Source organism: Mesorhizobium sp. M8A.F.Ca.ET.165.01.1.1 (assembly GCF_004792065.1).
Classification (GTDB): Bacteria; Pseudomonadota; Alphaproteobacteria; order Rhizobiales; family Rhizobiaceae; genus Mesorhizobium.
This window is the reverse complement of record NZ_SRTH01000019.1, coordinates 1-13,391: the sequence shown is the minus strand read 5'-3', so window position 1 is coordinate 13,391 and position 13,391 is coordinate 1. Positions and strand designations below refer to the sequence as shown.

The 13,391-nt window shown below is 58.1% G+C and carries 13 protein-coding genes and 1 pseudogene; 7 read left to right on the top strand and 7 right to left on the bottom strand.

Annotation, left to right across the window (positions count from 1 at the left end):
- Window positions 1–10: 10 nt before the first annotated feature.
- Window positions 11–148: pseudogene (locus EN808_RS30880) on the bottom strand (transposase); the annotation flags it as partial.
- A gap of 1,444 nt (window positions 149–1,592) precedes the next feature.
- Between EN808_RS30880 and EN808_RS30875 the strand changes: the two are divergent.
- Both EN808_RS30875 and EN808_RS30865 read left to right on the top strand, forming a co-directional pair.
- Window positions 1,593–2,903, top strand: a complete 1,311-nt coding sequence (locus tag EN808_RS30875) for an IS701 family transposase (protein WP_135917818.1) — start codon at window positions 1,593–1,595, stop codon at window positions 2,901–2,903.
- 711 nt (window positions 2,904–3,614) lie between these two features.
- Window positions 3,615–4,136, top strand: coding sequence for a MucR family transcriptional regulator (locus EN808_RS30865; protein ID WP_135917817.1), 522 nt, complete (start codon window positions 3,615–3,617; stop codon window positions 4,134–4,136).
- Here EN808_RS30865 and EN808_RS36545 read toward each other — a convergent pair.
- Window positions 4,120–4,257, bottom strand: coding sequence for a hypothetical protein (locus EN808_RS36545; RefSeq protein WP_189524204.1), 138 nt, complete (start codon window positions 4,255–4,257; stop codon window positions 4,120–4,122). The two genes, EN808_RS30865 and EN808_RS36545, sit on opposite strands and share 17 nt — an antisense overlap.
- Before the next feature lie 594 nt (window positions 4,258–4,851).
- On the opposite strand from EN808_RS36545, the gene EN808_RS30860 reads away from it, so the two are divergent.
- The 4 genes from EN808_RS30860 to EN808_RS30845 are packed head-to-tail and all read left to right on the top strand — an operon-like array spanning window position 4,852 to window position 8,934.
- Window positions 4,852–5,904 carry an ABC transporter substrate-binding protein gene (locus EN808_RS30860; protein ID WP_135917816.1) on the top strand — a complete coding sequence of 351 codons (1,053 nt, stop codon included), beginning with the start codon at window positions 4,852–4,854 and terminating at the stop codon, window positions 5,902–5,904.
- Between the two features lie 30 nt (window positions 5,905–5,934).
- A complete protein-coding gene (locus EN808_RS30855) occupies window positions 5,935–6,816 on the top strand; it encodes an ABC transporter permease (RefSeq protein ID WP_135917815.1) in 882 nt (293 codons plus the stop codon).
- Complete coding sequence (locus EN808_RS30850; protein ID WP_135917814.1) at window positions 6,792–7,538, top strand: ABC transporter ATP-binding protein; 747 nt, start codon at window positions 6,792–6,794, stop codon at window positions 7,536–7,538. The genes EN808_RS30855 and EN808_RS30850 overlap by 25 nt, the downstream gene beginning before the upstream one ends.
- Window positions 7,539–7,587: 49 nt before the next feature.
- Complete coding sequence (locus EN808_RS30845; protein WP_135917813.1) at window positions 7,588–8,934, top strand: LLM class flavin-dependent oxidoreductase; 1,347 nt, start codon at window positions 7,588–7,590, stop codon at window positions 8,932–8,934.
- On the opposite strand, the gene EN808_RS30840 is transcribed toward EN808_RS30845, so the two are convergent.
- Both EN808_RS30840 and EN808_RS36540 read right to left on the bottom strand, forming a co-directional pair.
- Complete coding sequence (locus tag EN808_RS30840) at window positions 8,935–9,234, bottom strand: hypothetical protein (RefSeq protein WP_189524203.1); 300 nt, start codon at window positions 9,232–9,234, stop codon at window positions 8,935–8,937. It lies immediately after the preceding gene.
- A gap of 20 nt (window positions 9,235–9,254) precedes the next feature.
- Window positions 9,255–9,767 (bottom strand): hypothetical protein, encoded by a 513-nt coding sequence (locus tag EN808_RS36540; RefSeq protein WP_189524202.1) that lies wholly within the window; start codon window positions 9,765–9,767, stop codon window positions 9,255–9,257.
- A gap of 584 nt (window positions 9,768–10,351) precedes the next feature.
- On the opposite strand from EN808_RS36540, the gene EN808_RS30830 reads away from it, so the two are divergent.
- Window positions 10,352–10,792, top strand: a complete 441-nt coding sequence (locus EN808_RS30830) for a MucR family transcriptional regulator (protein ID WP_127407752.1) — start codon at window positions 10,352–10,354, stop codon at window positions 10,790–10,792.
- 69 nt (window positions 10,793–10,861) lie between these two features.
- Here EN808_RS30830 and EN808_RS30825 read toward each other — a convergent pair whose 3' ends face one another.
- The 3 genes from EN808_RS30825 to EN808_RS30815 all read right to left on the bottom strand — a co-directional run.
- The gene (locus EN808_RS30825) at window positions 10,862–11,176 is read right to left on the bottom strand and encodes a DUF2958 domain-containing protein (RefSeq protein ID WP_245525162.1); all 315 of its coding nucleotides are present in this window, start codon (window positions 11,174–11,176) and stop codon (window positions 10,862–10,864) included.
- A gap of 165 nt (window positions 11,177–11,341) precedes the next feature.
- Window positions 11,342–12,067: a 4'-phosphopantetheinyl transferase superfamily protein gene (locus EN808_RS30820; RefSeq protein ID WP_245525161.1), complete on the bottom strand. Its 726-nt coding sequence runs from the start codon at window positions 12,065–12,067 to the stop codon at window positions 11,342–11,344.
- Between the two features lie 96 nt (window positions 12,068–12,163).
- Window positions 12,164–13,391 (bottom strand): thioesterase domain-containing protein (locus EN808_RS30815; protein ID WP_245525160.1); only part of this gene is annotated, 1,228 nt, incomplete at its 5' end.

Sequence of the window (13,391 nt, the reverse complement as noted above, 5' to 3'; positions counted from 1 at the left end):
GCGCAGGATCCATCTCCGACGCATAGGCGCGAAGATAGCGACCGCTGATTTGGTGGTGGGTTCCGATCTCGGCGCGGCGAAGGCGCGAGAAAAAGCTTTCGGCCTGATTGGTGCAGGCGCCGTCGTCTGAATAGGCGTGCTGGTGGTTATGCGCTCGACGGCGGTCGTTGCCCTACGAAATCGCAGGACTTGCATACCTTCCCATTTGCTTCGGATCCTTAGGTCGATGAACCTACCTCATGGCCGACGTTCGGCGCTCGTGATTGAGCCTGTGCCAAGCGGCGCGAAGAAGCACGTCCATCTCATTTTGTATCTGCCGACGCGAAATGTCGGAAACAAAGACTCACAGATATGATACCGCTCATCCGGCGCGGCCTGGACGCGGTCCCTCGGGATAAACCACTCTCCCGTCGGCGGATCATTCCGAGAGGATGGTTCAGGTTGCTTGACGTAGTAGCCATCCTTAGTAGGTCTCACGTCGCTGGACTCGATTGGATGGCAATCTCGATTGCCGCAGCACCTAAAATGAAGAACAGGGTCCGTCTTGCCTGCGTACCAATCATGGGCGTTGGCATTGCCAGCCAAGATAACCCACACGAACGCAATACCCCCTGGCAACCGCGTCATGGCATGGGCTCTCGCACTTACTAATACCATATTAGTGATAGCCAAAGCGCAGGCCTGAAGCCGTATTGACGGGCGCAGAGGTCCCAAGAGCGAAGCGCCACTGACCGACCAGCCCGGCTACGGATAGGCCCGCTAGACGACCCTGTCACACGCAGAGTGGCGTTCTGCGAATGCTGCTGACGCCCGCTGATACCGACAGGCTGCCCTCCGAACAGGTCATCGTCGCAGCCCGATCTTGGATTTTCTGAATTCATCGGGATCGGCCATGCTCACCCGTTGATCAACAAACGCCGTCTCAAGCGTGAGCCTTTCGAATAGGTCTCCCTTGCGTTGATCATAAGTCTTAGCAAGCCGCGCACCATCGAACCCCCGGTCATCTCAGCTCTCTTCTCTTTGTCTCGGAAGTACTCTTCTGCAACCGCTTGGTGCATTCGAAAAGAGATCGACTGCACAGGGATGCAGATAAGTTCACGTCATGTGGTCACTTCAGCGCCCGAGGGACTCTCTTGCGGTGGCGCGAATTACTCACTGACAAACTTAACCATTCCGGACTTCACGCAAGCACATGAAGTCCGGAATGATGTAATTGCCACAAAATAAGGTTGCCACCTTTTGCTTTGTTTATTCGGTACTTGCCTCTCGGGTTACAGATCCGCTGTGAGCCAACGCTTATTAAACATATCTAACTTTATCGCGCGAGCCCTGTTTGCGATTTTCCCGTTTATCCTTCGCGGCGATGCTTGCATTTTCGTCTACGTCGGGGTTATGGCAATCACGGGTTGTTAAGTCAAGCTTGTCCTGAACAAGAGAATGTGAGAGTTGTGCGCCGCTCAAATTGTCGCTCAGGCATTACTGTTATCGGTAAAAAACAAAGGAGAGCCGGCCAGTATTACAATTGCGCTTCACGGGTGAATTAGTTGTTTTTGTCGATTCTGCGCTGGGCGGCCAGAGGGGGGTTATTGACAATGGTTGAATCGATTGAAATGACACTGGAAATATGGGCCTCGGCGCTGCGCGAGGTGAAGTCCCGGATCAGGAGACTTTTCCCTCAGGAACGTGTGGCGATTTCGGCCGGACTTTTCCTTGAAGGTCTGCTCCGGGATGCGCATCGCAAAACCGGGTGGATGCGCGCCGAGGCTGCCGGTGACCCTGGACCGTGGCGTCAACAGGCCATTCTCGGAAGGGGCAGGTGGGACGCAGACGCCCTGCGCGACATTGTGCGCGAATATGCCCTCGAAACGTTGGCTGACGCCGAAGCGGTCCTGGTGATCGATGAGACGGGTTTCGTCAAGCAAGGCAAGACGTCCTGTGGGGTAGCGCGGCAGGTCAATGTCTCGACGGGCAAGATGGCCAACTGCCAGATCGGCGTGTTCGCCGCCTATGCATCCAAGCACGGGAATGCTTTCGTCGATCGTGTGCTGTATCTGCCGAGGGCCTGGACGGAAGACCCTGCCCGCCTGGCGCGGGCCCACGTGCCTGCGGGCAGGACTTTCGCGACAAAGTCCCGCCTAGCACTTGATATGATCGCGCGTATCGTCTCAGCCGACGTACCCTTCAGTTGGGTAGCCGTCGACTTGGTCTACAGTGGCGTCGACATCGAGATGGCTCTACGACGCTGGTCCAAGGGATACGTGCTCGCCGTTAGTGCAGACCATCATTTCGCTTTCCGAAATCGCCTTTTTCCGGAAGGAGGAACGGCCGAAGATATCGCACGGAACCTCGATCTCTCCGTCTGGCGGAGCTTCCCCCCAGGAGAGGCGCTCCAGGCCTCTAAATCATGGGCTTACTGCCCGCTCACTGACACGGACGTCGCGCAATTCGATAAAACCCGCTCAGGCCTCTGGACCGCTGGGCTCTTGATCCGACGCGATGCGAACCAGGCTCTCAGCTACTTTTCAACATGGTCTCCAGTGGGAACCGAGATCGAAACCTTTGTCGCAGTGCACCAATGCTGCAGGATTGTCGAGGAAGGCCTACGCACGGCGAAGAACGAGCTGGGTCTCGACCATAACGAAACCCGTTCTTGGCACGGATGGCATCGCCACGTCTCGCTCGTCATGCTTGCATTCGCGATGGTGTCGACCGTTCGCCACAAGGCGAGCCTCGACCCCTCGGGAGCGGTTGGAAGGCAAATGGAAACGAGCCGCCGCTTCGAACGCTTACCGAGGCCTCCCAGGAAACCGAAGCCGGGATCGCTCGGCGCCGCGGCGGCCGTGCGATGGCAAGATCAATCCCGCGAACGTAGCCGCAAGCTCTTGCCGGTCAAAACGCAATAGTAGCGTGAGGTTTCCATCATGAATTTGTCCGTGAAACGAGATCCACCCCACTTCCGAGATAGGGCCGACCAGGCCGCCGGATTCGCTTGGATTGGGAGAAATGAGGTCGTCATGCGACAAAATGCCATCATCGGTGACTGTATGTGGATCGAGACATCCGACCTGAGCAAGGGCGTCGCGCGAAGCTCTGAGAGGGTACGGGTTTCGGGTTGGAGCGAGTTTCAGTTGTCTTTGGGGAGAACGCCGTTTGGAAGCCGGGATTCCAGTGAAACAGTCCAGAAAGTTGCAGAACTTGCACCATGCCCAGGCAATGTTGAGACAAATTCGTCAGACGGCGCAGGCAGATGGTGAGAGCCTCCTGACCTATTTGGTCGAGATGGCTTACCTAGAAGCCAGCGATCGAATTCGGGCAATTTGGCATGCTACCCGGGCGGATTCCGGGGGCGGGCGCACTGGCGAAGACAATGGCCCACCGATCTAGGCCCTCCCCTTACTTGAACAAGCACGTAATCTTCGTTGAGAGGTTAGGCTCGATCCTCAATCGGCCGGTACTCGAAGTAAACGAGATGCAATCCCTTCGATGGCTGCAATGAGATCTAGTGGGAATGTGCAGTTTGCGCCTTTTGAGATGATGCCTTCAATTTGCACCGCGCGTTTGGACCACCAGAACGTCTCGAATAGGAAGGCTTACAGAAAGCAAGGAGCATGATTATGATTGACGACAATACCGAGCGCACAAGCGCAGAAGACGACAATACAGAACAGACGGGCGCGATTGAGGAGAATACTGAACACATTAACGTGGATGAGGAGATTGCCGAGGAGCCAGGCGTGGATTTACTGGCCCTTACGGCAGATATTGTCGCGGCTTACGTCCGGATGAATGCGACCCCTGTTGCTGGGCTTCCGGACTTGATCGCTAGTGTCAATTCTGCGTTGAGGGGGATTGTCGTGCTGCCGCCTGATTCAGAAGGCCCCGGGCTCGTTCCGGCAGTCAACCCCAAGCGGTCCGTGTTTCCCGACTATATCATCTGCCTAGAGGACGGAAAAAAATACAAGTCCCTTAAACGGCATCTCAAAGCCCATTTCGGCCTGACACCCGAGGATTATAGAGCAAAATGGGGACTTGCCCCTAACTATCCGATGGTGGCGCCCAATTATGCCGCTCAGCGTTCTCGTCTTGCAAAGTCAGCTGGTCTCGGCCGCAGGTCAGACGTCAAAACACCAGGGTGAAGATCCAACCTCGCTGCTTGCTCGCGCCTTCTGGATTTTTTGCCACGGCAAACGCATCCTCCCCTACGGAGTGATGGTGATGGGAAAGCGGTTCAGCCATGGCGTAAAGGGCGAACAGCATGGTGGCGCACGCTTCTCAAAGCCCGTTTTGCAATCGAGTGCTGATTGGGATCTCGTCTGCCGCCTTATGTCGCGGCCGACGACCGACCGCGGCTGCCGCTCGAACTCCTATGGACGTCATCGAGCGAGCCCACAGGGCGCAAGGCAGGTTATGACGTAAGGGAAACGTCAACGACCGGGGCGAGCATATTTGTCGCGTGCCGGTCAAGGAATATTACCTGGCCATGCGTATAAAACCGTGGGCTTCTGCTCCGAATGGGAAGCATGTGGGCCCGGTTGGCGAACGGCCAAAGTATGAAGAGAACGTCCCTTCACTGCGGCGGATGTAGCCGCGAAATCGTGCTGTTGTAGCGATGGGCAACCTCGCCCCTCGTTCCCCGGCGGCCAGGCGGACCGCCTTTCTCCTATCTTCGCCATGACAGCGGTGGTCTTGCGGCGGTCCCTCCGCCTTTTCGAGGGACGCGTTCCCCAAATGAGCATTGGAGACGAACAGCGTTTCTCTCTGGCAGCTAAGAACAGCCTCGGATTCTTTATCGTCTACATATTTGATAAACATACTTGACCTCGTGAGCCATTTCCAAGGAGCAAGACGAGGATGTCAGCTGTGGAGAGATTTTCGAGAAGGAGGTTTGGCGCCCTCGTGGCCGCTTTTGCGGTGACCTTGGTTGCTTCTTCCGCCCCTTTCGGGGCCAAGGCGGGCAGTCCGGGCGCGGGTAAGCTGCCGTCCAAAATTCCGGAAGGCACCGTGCTTCGCATCGGCGATCCCGAGACGCAGAGGGCTCTGGAACTTTCCGGACTTATCGATCAACTGCCGTTCAAGGTCGAATGGGCCAATATCAGCGGCGGTCCACAGACAATCGAAGCTTTTCGCGCCAACGCGCTGGACGTCGGATCCGTCGCCGACATCCCGCCTATCCACGCGACCTGGACGGGCCTCAAGGTCAAGATCATTGCCGCGAAGTTCCGCAAGGAACCGGTTGCGCACCCGATTTATCAACTCGGCATTGCGCCGGGCGTTGAGGTCAAGACGCTCGCGGATTTGCGCGGCAAACGGATCGCCTTCAGCCCTGGTCAGGCACAAGGCGCGCTGGTGCTGAGGGTGCTGCAGGCTGCAGGCCTTAAAAGAGAGGATATCACTCTCATCGAATTGCCCAGCAAGGGTGATGCCTATCCGGTGGCACTTGCCAGCAAGCAAGTCGACGTCGCACCGATCTGGGGTGTCCTCGTCAAGCACTATCTGCACCAGTATGGCGCCGACGGCGCCACCACCATCCCACACGGCCTGCGCGACGATCCAGCCCATCTCTATGCTCCACAGGCCGTGCTTGACGACCCGGCCAAAGCTGCCGCTCTCGGCGAATATGTGCGCTACTGGGCCCTTGCGACGCGATGGGTGCAGGAACATCCGAAGGAGTGGATCGCGGGCTACTACGTCGCCACCCAAGGCCTCAACGCAGAAGATGGCCAGTATCTCGTCGACGCCGACGGTCAGTTCGACATTCCCCCGGACTGGAACGATGTGATCGCGCGCCAGCAGGCGACGATCGATCTCCTGGCCAGGGAACTGAACAGGCCCAGGATCAAGGCAGACGACCTTTTCGACAGGCGCTTCGAGACGATCGCCGCAAATGCGTTAAACGCGTCCTGACGCCGCTTCCCGAGACTGGAGACGACCCAGATGAACGCAATCTCAAATACCGCCGCGGTTGCACTTCCCGTTCCCTACGCATCGGATGAAAGGGGGGTGATTACGCCCGCTGTACAGGCCCACAAGACCGCGACGAGGCGTCGTCTTGCGCTTGGGCGAGCGATCCCGTTCGGCGCGCTGATCGGGCCTGCATTTCTTCTCGTGATCTGGTCCATCGGCAGTATCGCCGGCCTGATCGACCCAAGAACGCTGCCGGCGCCCTGGTCGGTTGTCGGCACAGCCATCGATCTCTTAGCCGAAGGGAAGCTTCAGGATCATTTGATGACGTCTGCCTGGCGGGCGGCACAGGGGCTGGCGTTCGGCGTCCTGATCGGGACCACCCTCGCCCTCATTTCAGGTTTGTCGCGGCTTGGCGAGGCCATCATCGACGGCCCGGTTCAGATCAAGCGGGCGATACCGACGCTCGCGCTGATCCCGCTGCTGATGCTGTGGTTCGGCATCGGCGAAGGCATGAAAGTAACGACCATCGCGCTGGCTGTCCTGATCCCGATCTATATCCAGACCCACAGCAGCTTGCGCAGCATCGACAGCCGTTATGTCGAACTGGCCCAGACCTTACGAATGGGCTACGGCGAATTCATCCGTGAGGTCATCCTGCCGGGCGCCCTTCCCGGCTTCTTCCTCGGCCTGCGTTTGGCGGTGACCTATGCCTGGCTATCTCTGGTGGTGGTCGAGCAGGTCAATGCCACCAGCGGCATCGGCTATATGATCGATCTGGCGCGCAACTACGGCCAGACCGACATCGTCATCGTCGGCCTCGTCGTCTACGCATTGCTCGGTCTCGGCTGCGACGGCATCGTCCGGCTCTTCCAGGAAAGGTCGCTGTCATGGCGTCGCACCTTGGCGGATTGAGCGGCGCGCCGCTTGTGCGGGTCGAGAGGCTCGTGAGGAGTTTCGGGCCGCGGACCATTCTGGACGGCCTCAGCCTCGACATCGAGAAGGGAGAGTTCGTTGCCCTTCTCGGCCGTAGCGGGTCAGGCAAGAGTACATTGTTGCGCGCGCTCGCCGATCTCGATGACAAGGTCTCCGGGTCCGGCCGGCTCGAGACACCCGATAAGAAATCGGTGGTGTTTCAGGATGCCCGACTGTTGCCGTGGAAACGCGTGCTGGAGAACGTGGTTCTTGGCCTCGACCTGCCGGACGCCGCCGAACGCGGACGGATAGCTCTCGACGAGGTTGGCCTAGGCGGTCGCGAGACCGCATGGCCGGTTGAACTGTCTGGTGGCGAGCAGCAGCGCGTGGCCTTGGCGCGCTCGCTGGTTCGTGATCCTGAGCTGCTGCTTGCGGACGAGCCGTTCGGCGCACTCGACGCGCTGACCCGCCTGCGCATGCACGATCTGCTGCGCCAGCTCTGCGCCCGTCACCAGCCGGCCGTGCTGCTGGTCACTCATGACGTGGACGAAGCCGTGACGCTGGCGGACCGGGTCTTGGTGCTCGACAAGGGCGGCATCGCCGCCGACATCGTCATCGATATCCCCAGGCCACGCGATCATGGCCACCGCCGGTTCGGCGAGATCCGCTCCGAACTTCTGCGTCATCTCGGCGTCGAGACAAAGCCTGTGCTGCCGGTCTGAAGGCCCCCAAGACTTCTCGCTCAGCCTCACCACCCAGGAGGACCAACATATGCCCGCCCAATCACGGCAGTTGAAGCTCAACCTTTTCATCTATCCTGGCGGCCATCATGAAGCCGGCTGGCGATACAAGGATTCCGCCCCAGATAGAGTGCTGGACATCGTCTATTATCAGGAACTGGCGAAGAAGGCCGAGGCGAGCAAGTTCGACGCGCTGTTCTTTGCCGATGGGCCCGCGCTCGCCGACAACATCCGCTACGCGAGCCGCTTCAGGCTGGAGCCGCTGACCTGGATTTCGGCGCTCGCCGCCGTGACGGAAAGAATAGGGTTCATCGCGACCGCCTCGACCACCTACAACGAACCCTACAACCTGGCCAGGCTGTTTGCTTCTGTCGATCATCTGAGCGGTGGGCGCGCCGGTTGGAATATCGTCACGACGGGCGACGCGTCCGCAGCGTTGAATTTCGGCTTTGACCGACATCCAACCGACGCCGACCGTTATGAGCGCGCCGGCGAGTTCGTTGATGTGGTAACCAAGCTCTGGGACAGCTGGGAGGACGACGCGCTCGTCTCGGACCGGCAGTCCGGCATCTTTGCCGATACCGACAAGATCCACCCGATCAACCACATCGGCAAATATCATCGGGTGAAGGGTCCGCTCACGCTGCCGCGCTCTCCGCAGGGGCGTCCGGTCTATGTCCAGGCGGGTTCGTCGGAAGACGGACGGTCGTTCGCAAGCCGCTATGCCGAGGCGATATTCACGGCACATCAGACACTCGGCAACGCGCAGGAATTTTATGCCGACATCAAAGCGCGGGTGAAGTCGGTTGGCCGCAACCCTGACCACGTCAAGGTCTTGCCCGGCATCAGTCCGTTCATCGGTTCGACCGAGGCTGAAGCCCGGGCACTGCATGACGAGTTCAATGAGCTGACGCAGCCCGAATATTCCCTTCACCAGCTACGCCGCATCGTAGATGCCGACCTTTCCGGCTACAATCTGGACGGCCCATTTCCGCGCGAGCTCATCAGTGTCGAGGGCGAGCGCGGTGCGAGCAGCCGGTTCCATGTCGTGCTTGACATCATCGAGCGCGAGAATCCAACCATCCGCCAGTTGCTGCACCGCCTCGCCGGCGCGCGCGGGCATTGGGTCCAGGCCGGGACGCCCGAACAGATCGCCGACAACATCCAGGAATGGTTCGACAATGGTGCGGCGGATGGCTTCAATGTCATGCCGCCCTATCTGCAGGGCGGGTTCGACGTGTTCGCCGAGGAGGTGGTGCCGATCTTGCGCCGACGCGGACTTTTCCGGCACGACTATGAGGGGGCAACGCTGAGGGACCATTTCGGTCTGCCGCGCCCTGACAACACCTTCAGCCAACCGCAAAAGGCGAGCGCCTGATTATTGTGGTCCATGTGTCACATTTTTCAAGACCGCTGCACGGTAGAGTCCGCTTCTCTCCATCACGATTATTGCTGTGCCGGTTTCGGCATATCCAATTGCAGCCATCCGCTGAATGTAGATATCGCCGTCGACACGTACGTCGAATAGAACCGATCCTCCGGTTTTGTCCGCGGCGTCAGCCACGCGATCCCCGAACGGTTGGTGCACGCCCTCGCGATCGCCGAGTGACTGCTCAAACAACGCCAGTTCAACATGCTCCGCCACTATGACTGCCAGGGTGCGCGCCGGCTGGCGCAAGCAGCAATAGCCAGGGCTGGTTATCCACACTTCAACCGCCACTCCGCAGCCGATGCGGCGTCGCTGTCGCGCTGTTCGCCGGCGCTACCTTCGCGCGTCCGCCCCGTGCTCAAGCCCTTTGCTGCTACTCGCCGGACTTTTTCCCAGGAGCCTCTTTGTCTTCGCCAGCTAAAGTAGCCAAAGTTAAATTTCGAGCGTTTCGGCTTGCCGGAAATTAGGGTCTCCGTGGATAGACCCGCAATGCTTTTTGGGTGGTGCAAGGAAGACTGATGCGTGGACGTGGATTGATTAGAGCGTTGCGCCAGGACGACGCTCGACAGGTGCGCGCGCGCATTGCCGAACTGGAGCGCGACCTCATGACGACCACGCCTTTGGGACGCCATCAACGTTTCGAAGCCGGCCATGAACTTCGCAGGGCGAAGTTCGCCTGGAGAAGCTCGAAGAAATGCATCGGCCAAATACCGGAGAGCTCCGGGCGATAGCGGAAGCTTCGCCGGTTCCCATCCTTGCTCGCCGAGGTTGACAGCGTCCATTCCCCTTCATTCAACGTTCCTGAGTCCTTCTGCCGAGCGCGCCGGCCACCGCCTGATACATATGGCCGACCGGGCTAGGCTGTATGGAAGGCTGTCGACGGCCCGAGCTCCATCGACGATTGCCATTTGCTATTCACTCAACGCTGCGCCATGTTTGGGCCACCTATGCCTGCACAACGTTGCTTACCCACTGACGTGGTATGACTAGCAGGCCATGGCCACTTCAATGACCAACATATCTGTCACCTCAAGAAGCTGGCGCGCTTTTCTCAGACTAATCTTGGAGTAATAATTCCATTATGCATTTGATACCAAATGATATCCTAGTTCGCATAATCCAGACCCCGCCTTTCGTGCCCAAGCCTACCGTCCATTGAGGCAATTTCAACATCATTCTCTCTATACCATTCAGGCTGCAGGTTTGGCGTGGATACGCTTTGCCGCCAAACGAAAGTTCGTTTTGCCCCCGCGTCATACAGAAATATCAAATATCCGGATTGATCGGACAAATTCCAAGTGGCATAGGTTGAACGCATATCGTCACTTGACGGATATGAGGACGTGGTGATTGAAGGAGCACGCCAATGCCCGGGGAACCTAACAATAATATGATTGAACTTACTGCCGATATCGTTGCCGCCTATGTCCAAAAGAACGCTGTTCCAGTGTCCGGATTGCCGGATTTGATCGCGAGCGTGAATTCGGCATTGTCGAATATTAGCCCGCCATCTCCCACACCAGAGCCTGCCCCCAAACCGGCAGTTAACCCCAAAAGGTCGGTTTTTCCGGACTACATCATTAGCCTCGAGGACGGCAGGAAATACAAGTCACTCAAGCGCCATCTTGCGACCAGTCATGGGCTGACGCCTGACGAATACCGGACGAAATGGGGTTTGGCCAAGGACTATCCCATGGTTGCGCCGAGTTATTCGGCGACCCGATCGGCATTGGCAAAGTCGCTGGGCTTGGGACGAAAGCCAGCTCCAGCCAAGAAACCTGCGACGAAACGCAAGGCCAGGGCCTGAGGTCTGGCCGCTATCGCCTTCGGCACTCAACGCCACCCGGAAGGATGGCGTTGAGCATCGTGACGAACGTCACTCCTTGATGCGGCCGAGGCGTCGAGCCTCACTGGCATAGGCCGACAGCGGCTTGTCCGGCCTGAAACACAGGTCGCGTTCGACAGGCAAGCCCAGGCGGCCACGAACAGCAGCGAGCTCGGAGAGGCTCAGACTACCGATCTCCGGGTAGCCAAGTCCCAGGTCACAAAGTCCAAATGCGAGGTCCGGGTCCTCCGGGTCAATTTCCGTCAGGAGCCAGGTCGCGCCGGCATCCGGCGTTAACAGCTGCGCGTGCCGCGCCTGTTCGAGGATTTGGCTCGCCCGCCTCGATGGCCGCTTCCCACCCCTCATCGACAAACTCACCCGCGCACAACTGCTCATCCTCGATGACTTCGGAACCCACTCCCTCACTGAGCGTGCGCAGCCTCTGGCCGGCAGAAGCGGCTACGTTTCATGCCGTGGTCGTCTCGATGGGGCGAGAACGAACGTCAACCGGATTAGATCAGCGGGGCAAGGTCATGTCGGGCTTGAATACGCGAACCCGATTACATTGTTGGAAATAAGTAACTCAAGCGAAAACGTGCAATTTGAATTCGACACGTGTCCTAACCGCGCAGGGATATCAATTTCCACGTCATGGAATTCAATGAACTGCTTGTGCAGTGGAAAATACGCCTTATATACCGCCTCCTTCAAAACGAAGAGGTCCCGCCGCTTGAGCAGATGTAGATCGTACACGCGTTGCTCGTTAGGGGTGGCAATCAATTCGATCAGGTTCTCCGGCAGAGGTTCATTAGGCTCAATGTCGATGCCGAGAGCCGCAATCCTTTTCGTCCCTGCAATGGCGGCGGCTGCTACGGTATCATGGTGCGCCAAAGATCCGAGGATGCCGGGTGGCCAGATCGGAACACCAGAGCGCGTCTTTAGGATCGGCAGTTGTGGGAATCCCAGTTGCCCAAGGAGTGTTCTAGCGACTATTCTTGCAGCACCGCTTTGGCGGCGAACTTTGGTAACAGAGCGTCCCAACGAGGTAACTTCGGAATCGTACAAGGTGGATTCGTCGCCCGGTTCTATTGGACGGATGCCAACGAGGATGTTCTGTTGATCAATGGTGATAGTCTCCATTCTATCTGGTCCCCTTTGAGCTTTTCGGATGAGAAGCTCAGCCCATGCAGCTTGGCCTTGAAGTTGCTCGACTCGGTCGTCGAGCAGCAGAGGCGGCAGACCAAATATGCTTCCCATCTTTGTATCACCGAGCCAGAACTCTCCGACATTTGGGGGATTGTCGCGATCCGAGACTGAACCTCGTCTGGGTGCCAGAATCTTCGGTGCAGTTCGCTAGGGATCTTTTTCAAGAACCCCGGCTAAGTGCGTAGAAATAGCTCGGGCCAGAGCCTTGCGGTTTTCCAGAACACTCATCATCGTCACGTGGTCGCCTACAATCGGTACGGCAGTAATGGCGTCCGGACTCAAGACTCGGTCCCAGCCGCGCATAGGCGAACGTGCCTCTGGGCATAATGAACTCTTAGCTTGTCGTGCCCGAGAACTGAAGAGAGCCTCGGTGGCATAAAACTGATGTATCTCAACTGGCAGGGTTGGGACTTGGTACGCCTGCAGCGCCTCGTGAAACCGGGCGGTCCTTTCATACATCAAAACATCGTTATGGAGATTACGATCCAGAGGTATTGCCCCAATTTGCTGAGCCTTTTCGAGCAGCTGAGCGATTGAACTTTGTCTAGCAAATTGCTCCAACACTTCGAAGCTCTGATCATCTAAGGGTTCAAAAGAATCCAGCACCACGTCTCGTACCATTTGGATGGGTGATATTTTTGTCAAGTTTGCAGGTAGCGTAACATCGATCAACGCGATGAAAGAGATAGCTTCATCGCGACCAGATAAGAGCTGGGCTATGGCGTAAGCCAAGATTCCGCCTGATGAGTATCCAGCGAAACGATACGGACCCCGCGGCTGGATCTTTCTAATCGCCACGATGGTCTCCGCGGCTATCGCCTCAAGAGTTGGTGGACCTAGGTTATTGAAGGGGGGCCATGGCAGAGCGTAGACGGGACAGTCTACGTCCATCTCCTCCATCAACCTGGGGACGTAGGAACAATCGCCAAAACCTGTGGGGACAAAGAAGAGCGGTGGCTGCGATCCGGTCGCCTGTACGGAAATCAGTCCAGGAGTCCTGGGCTGTGGCTCCAAATGAACCTTCGATGCAAATTCCTTCAGAACAGGGGCTCGGAAGAGGTCGGCGGCGCTAAAGTTCAGCCCAACATCTAATGCTCGACTGAGTAACTGCACGGCCAACAGCGAGTGGCCGCCGAGTTCGAAGAAGTTGTCGTGGCGTCCGACCCGCTCGACCCCGAGAAGCTCCGCCCAAATCCCGGCCAGCAGCGTCTCGACCCGGCCCTGCGGCGCTTCATAGGCGGTGTGCGAATAGGCCTCGTCGGCCGGCGCCGGCAGCGCCTGGCGGTCGAGCTTGCCGTTCGGTGTCAGCGGCAGCCCATCCAGCCGCACGAAGGCCGACGGCACCATGTAGTCGGGCAGCCTCGCACCCAGATGA

Coding starts and splice junctions, on each gene's coding strand:
- EN808_RS30830 (WP_127407752.1), top strand. CDS start 10,352: ATGCCCGGGGAACCTAACAATAATATGATTGAACTTACTGCCGATATC.
- EN808_RS30845 (WP_135917813.1), top strand. CDS start 7,588: ATGCCCGCCCAATCACGGCAGTTGAAGCTCAACCTTTTCATCTATCCT.
- EN808_RS30825 (WP_245525162.1), bottom strand. CDS start 11,176: ATGAGGGGTGGGAAGCGGCCATCGAGGCGGGCGAGCCAAATCCTCGAA.
- EN808_RS30875 (WP_135917818.1), top strand. CDS start 1,593: ATGGTTGAATCGATTGAAATGACACTGGAAATATGGGCCTCGGCGCTG.
- EN808_RS30820 (WP_245525161.1), bottom strand. CDS start 12,067: ATGGGAAGCATATTTGGTCTGCCGCCTCTGCTGCTCGACGACCGAGTC.
- EN808_RS30865 (WP_135917817.1), top strand. CDS start 3,615: ATGATTGACGACAATACCGAGCGCACAAGCGCAGAAGACGACAATACA.
- EN808_RS30850 (WP_135917814.1), top strand. CDS start 6,792: ATGGCGTCGCACCTTGGCGGATTGAGCGGCGCGCCGCTTGTGCGGGTC.
- EN808_RS30855 (WP_135917815.1), top strand. CDS start 5,935: ATGAACGCAATCTCAAATACCGCCGCGGTTGCACTTCCCGTTCCCTAC.
- EN808_RS36545 (WP_189524204.1), bottom strand. CDS start 4,257: ATGCTGTTCGCCCTTTACGCCATGGCTGAACCGCTTTCCCATCACCAT.
- EN808_RS36540 (WP_189524202.1), bottom strand. CDS start 9,767: ATGGACGCTGTCAACCTCGGCGAGCAAGGATGGGAACCGGCGAAGCTT.
- EN808_RS30860 (WP_135917816.1), top strand. CDS start 4,852: ATGTCAGCTGTGGAGAGATTTTCGAGAAGGAGGTTTGGCGCCCTCGTG.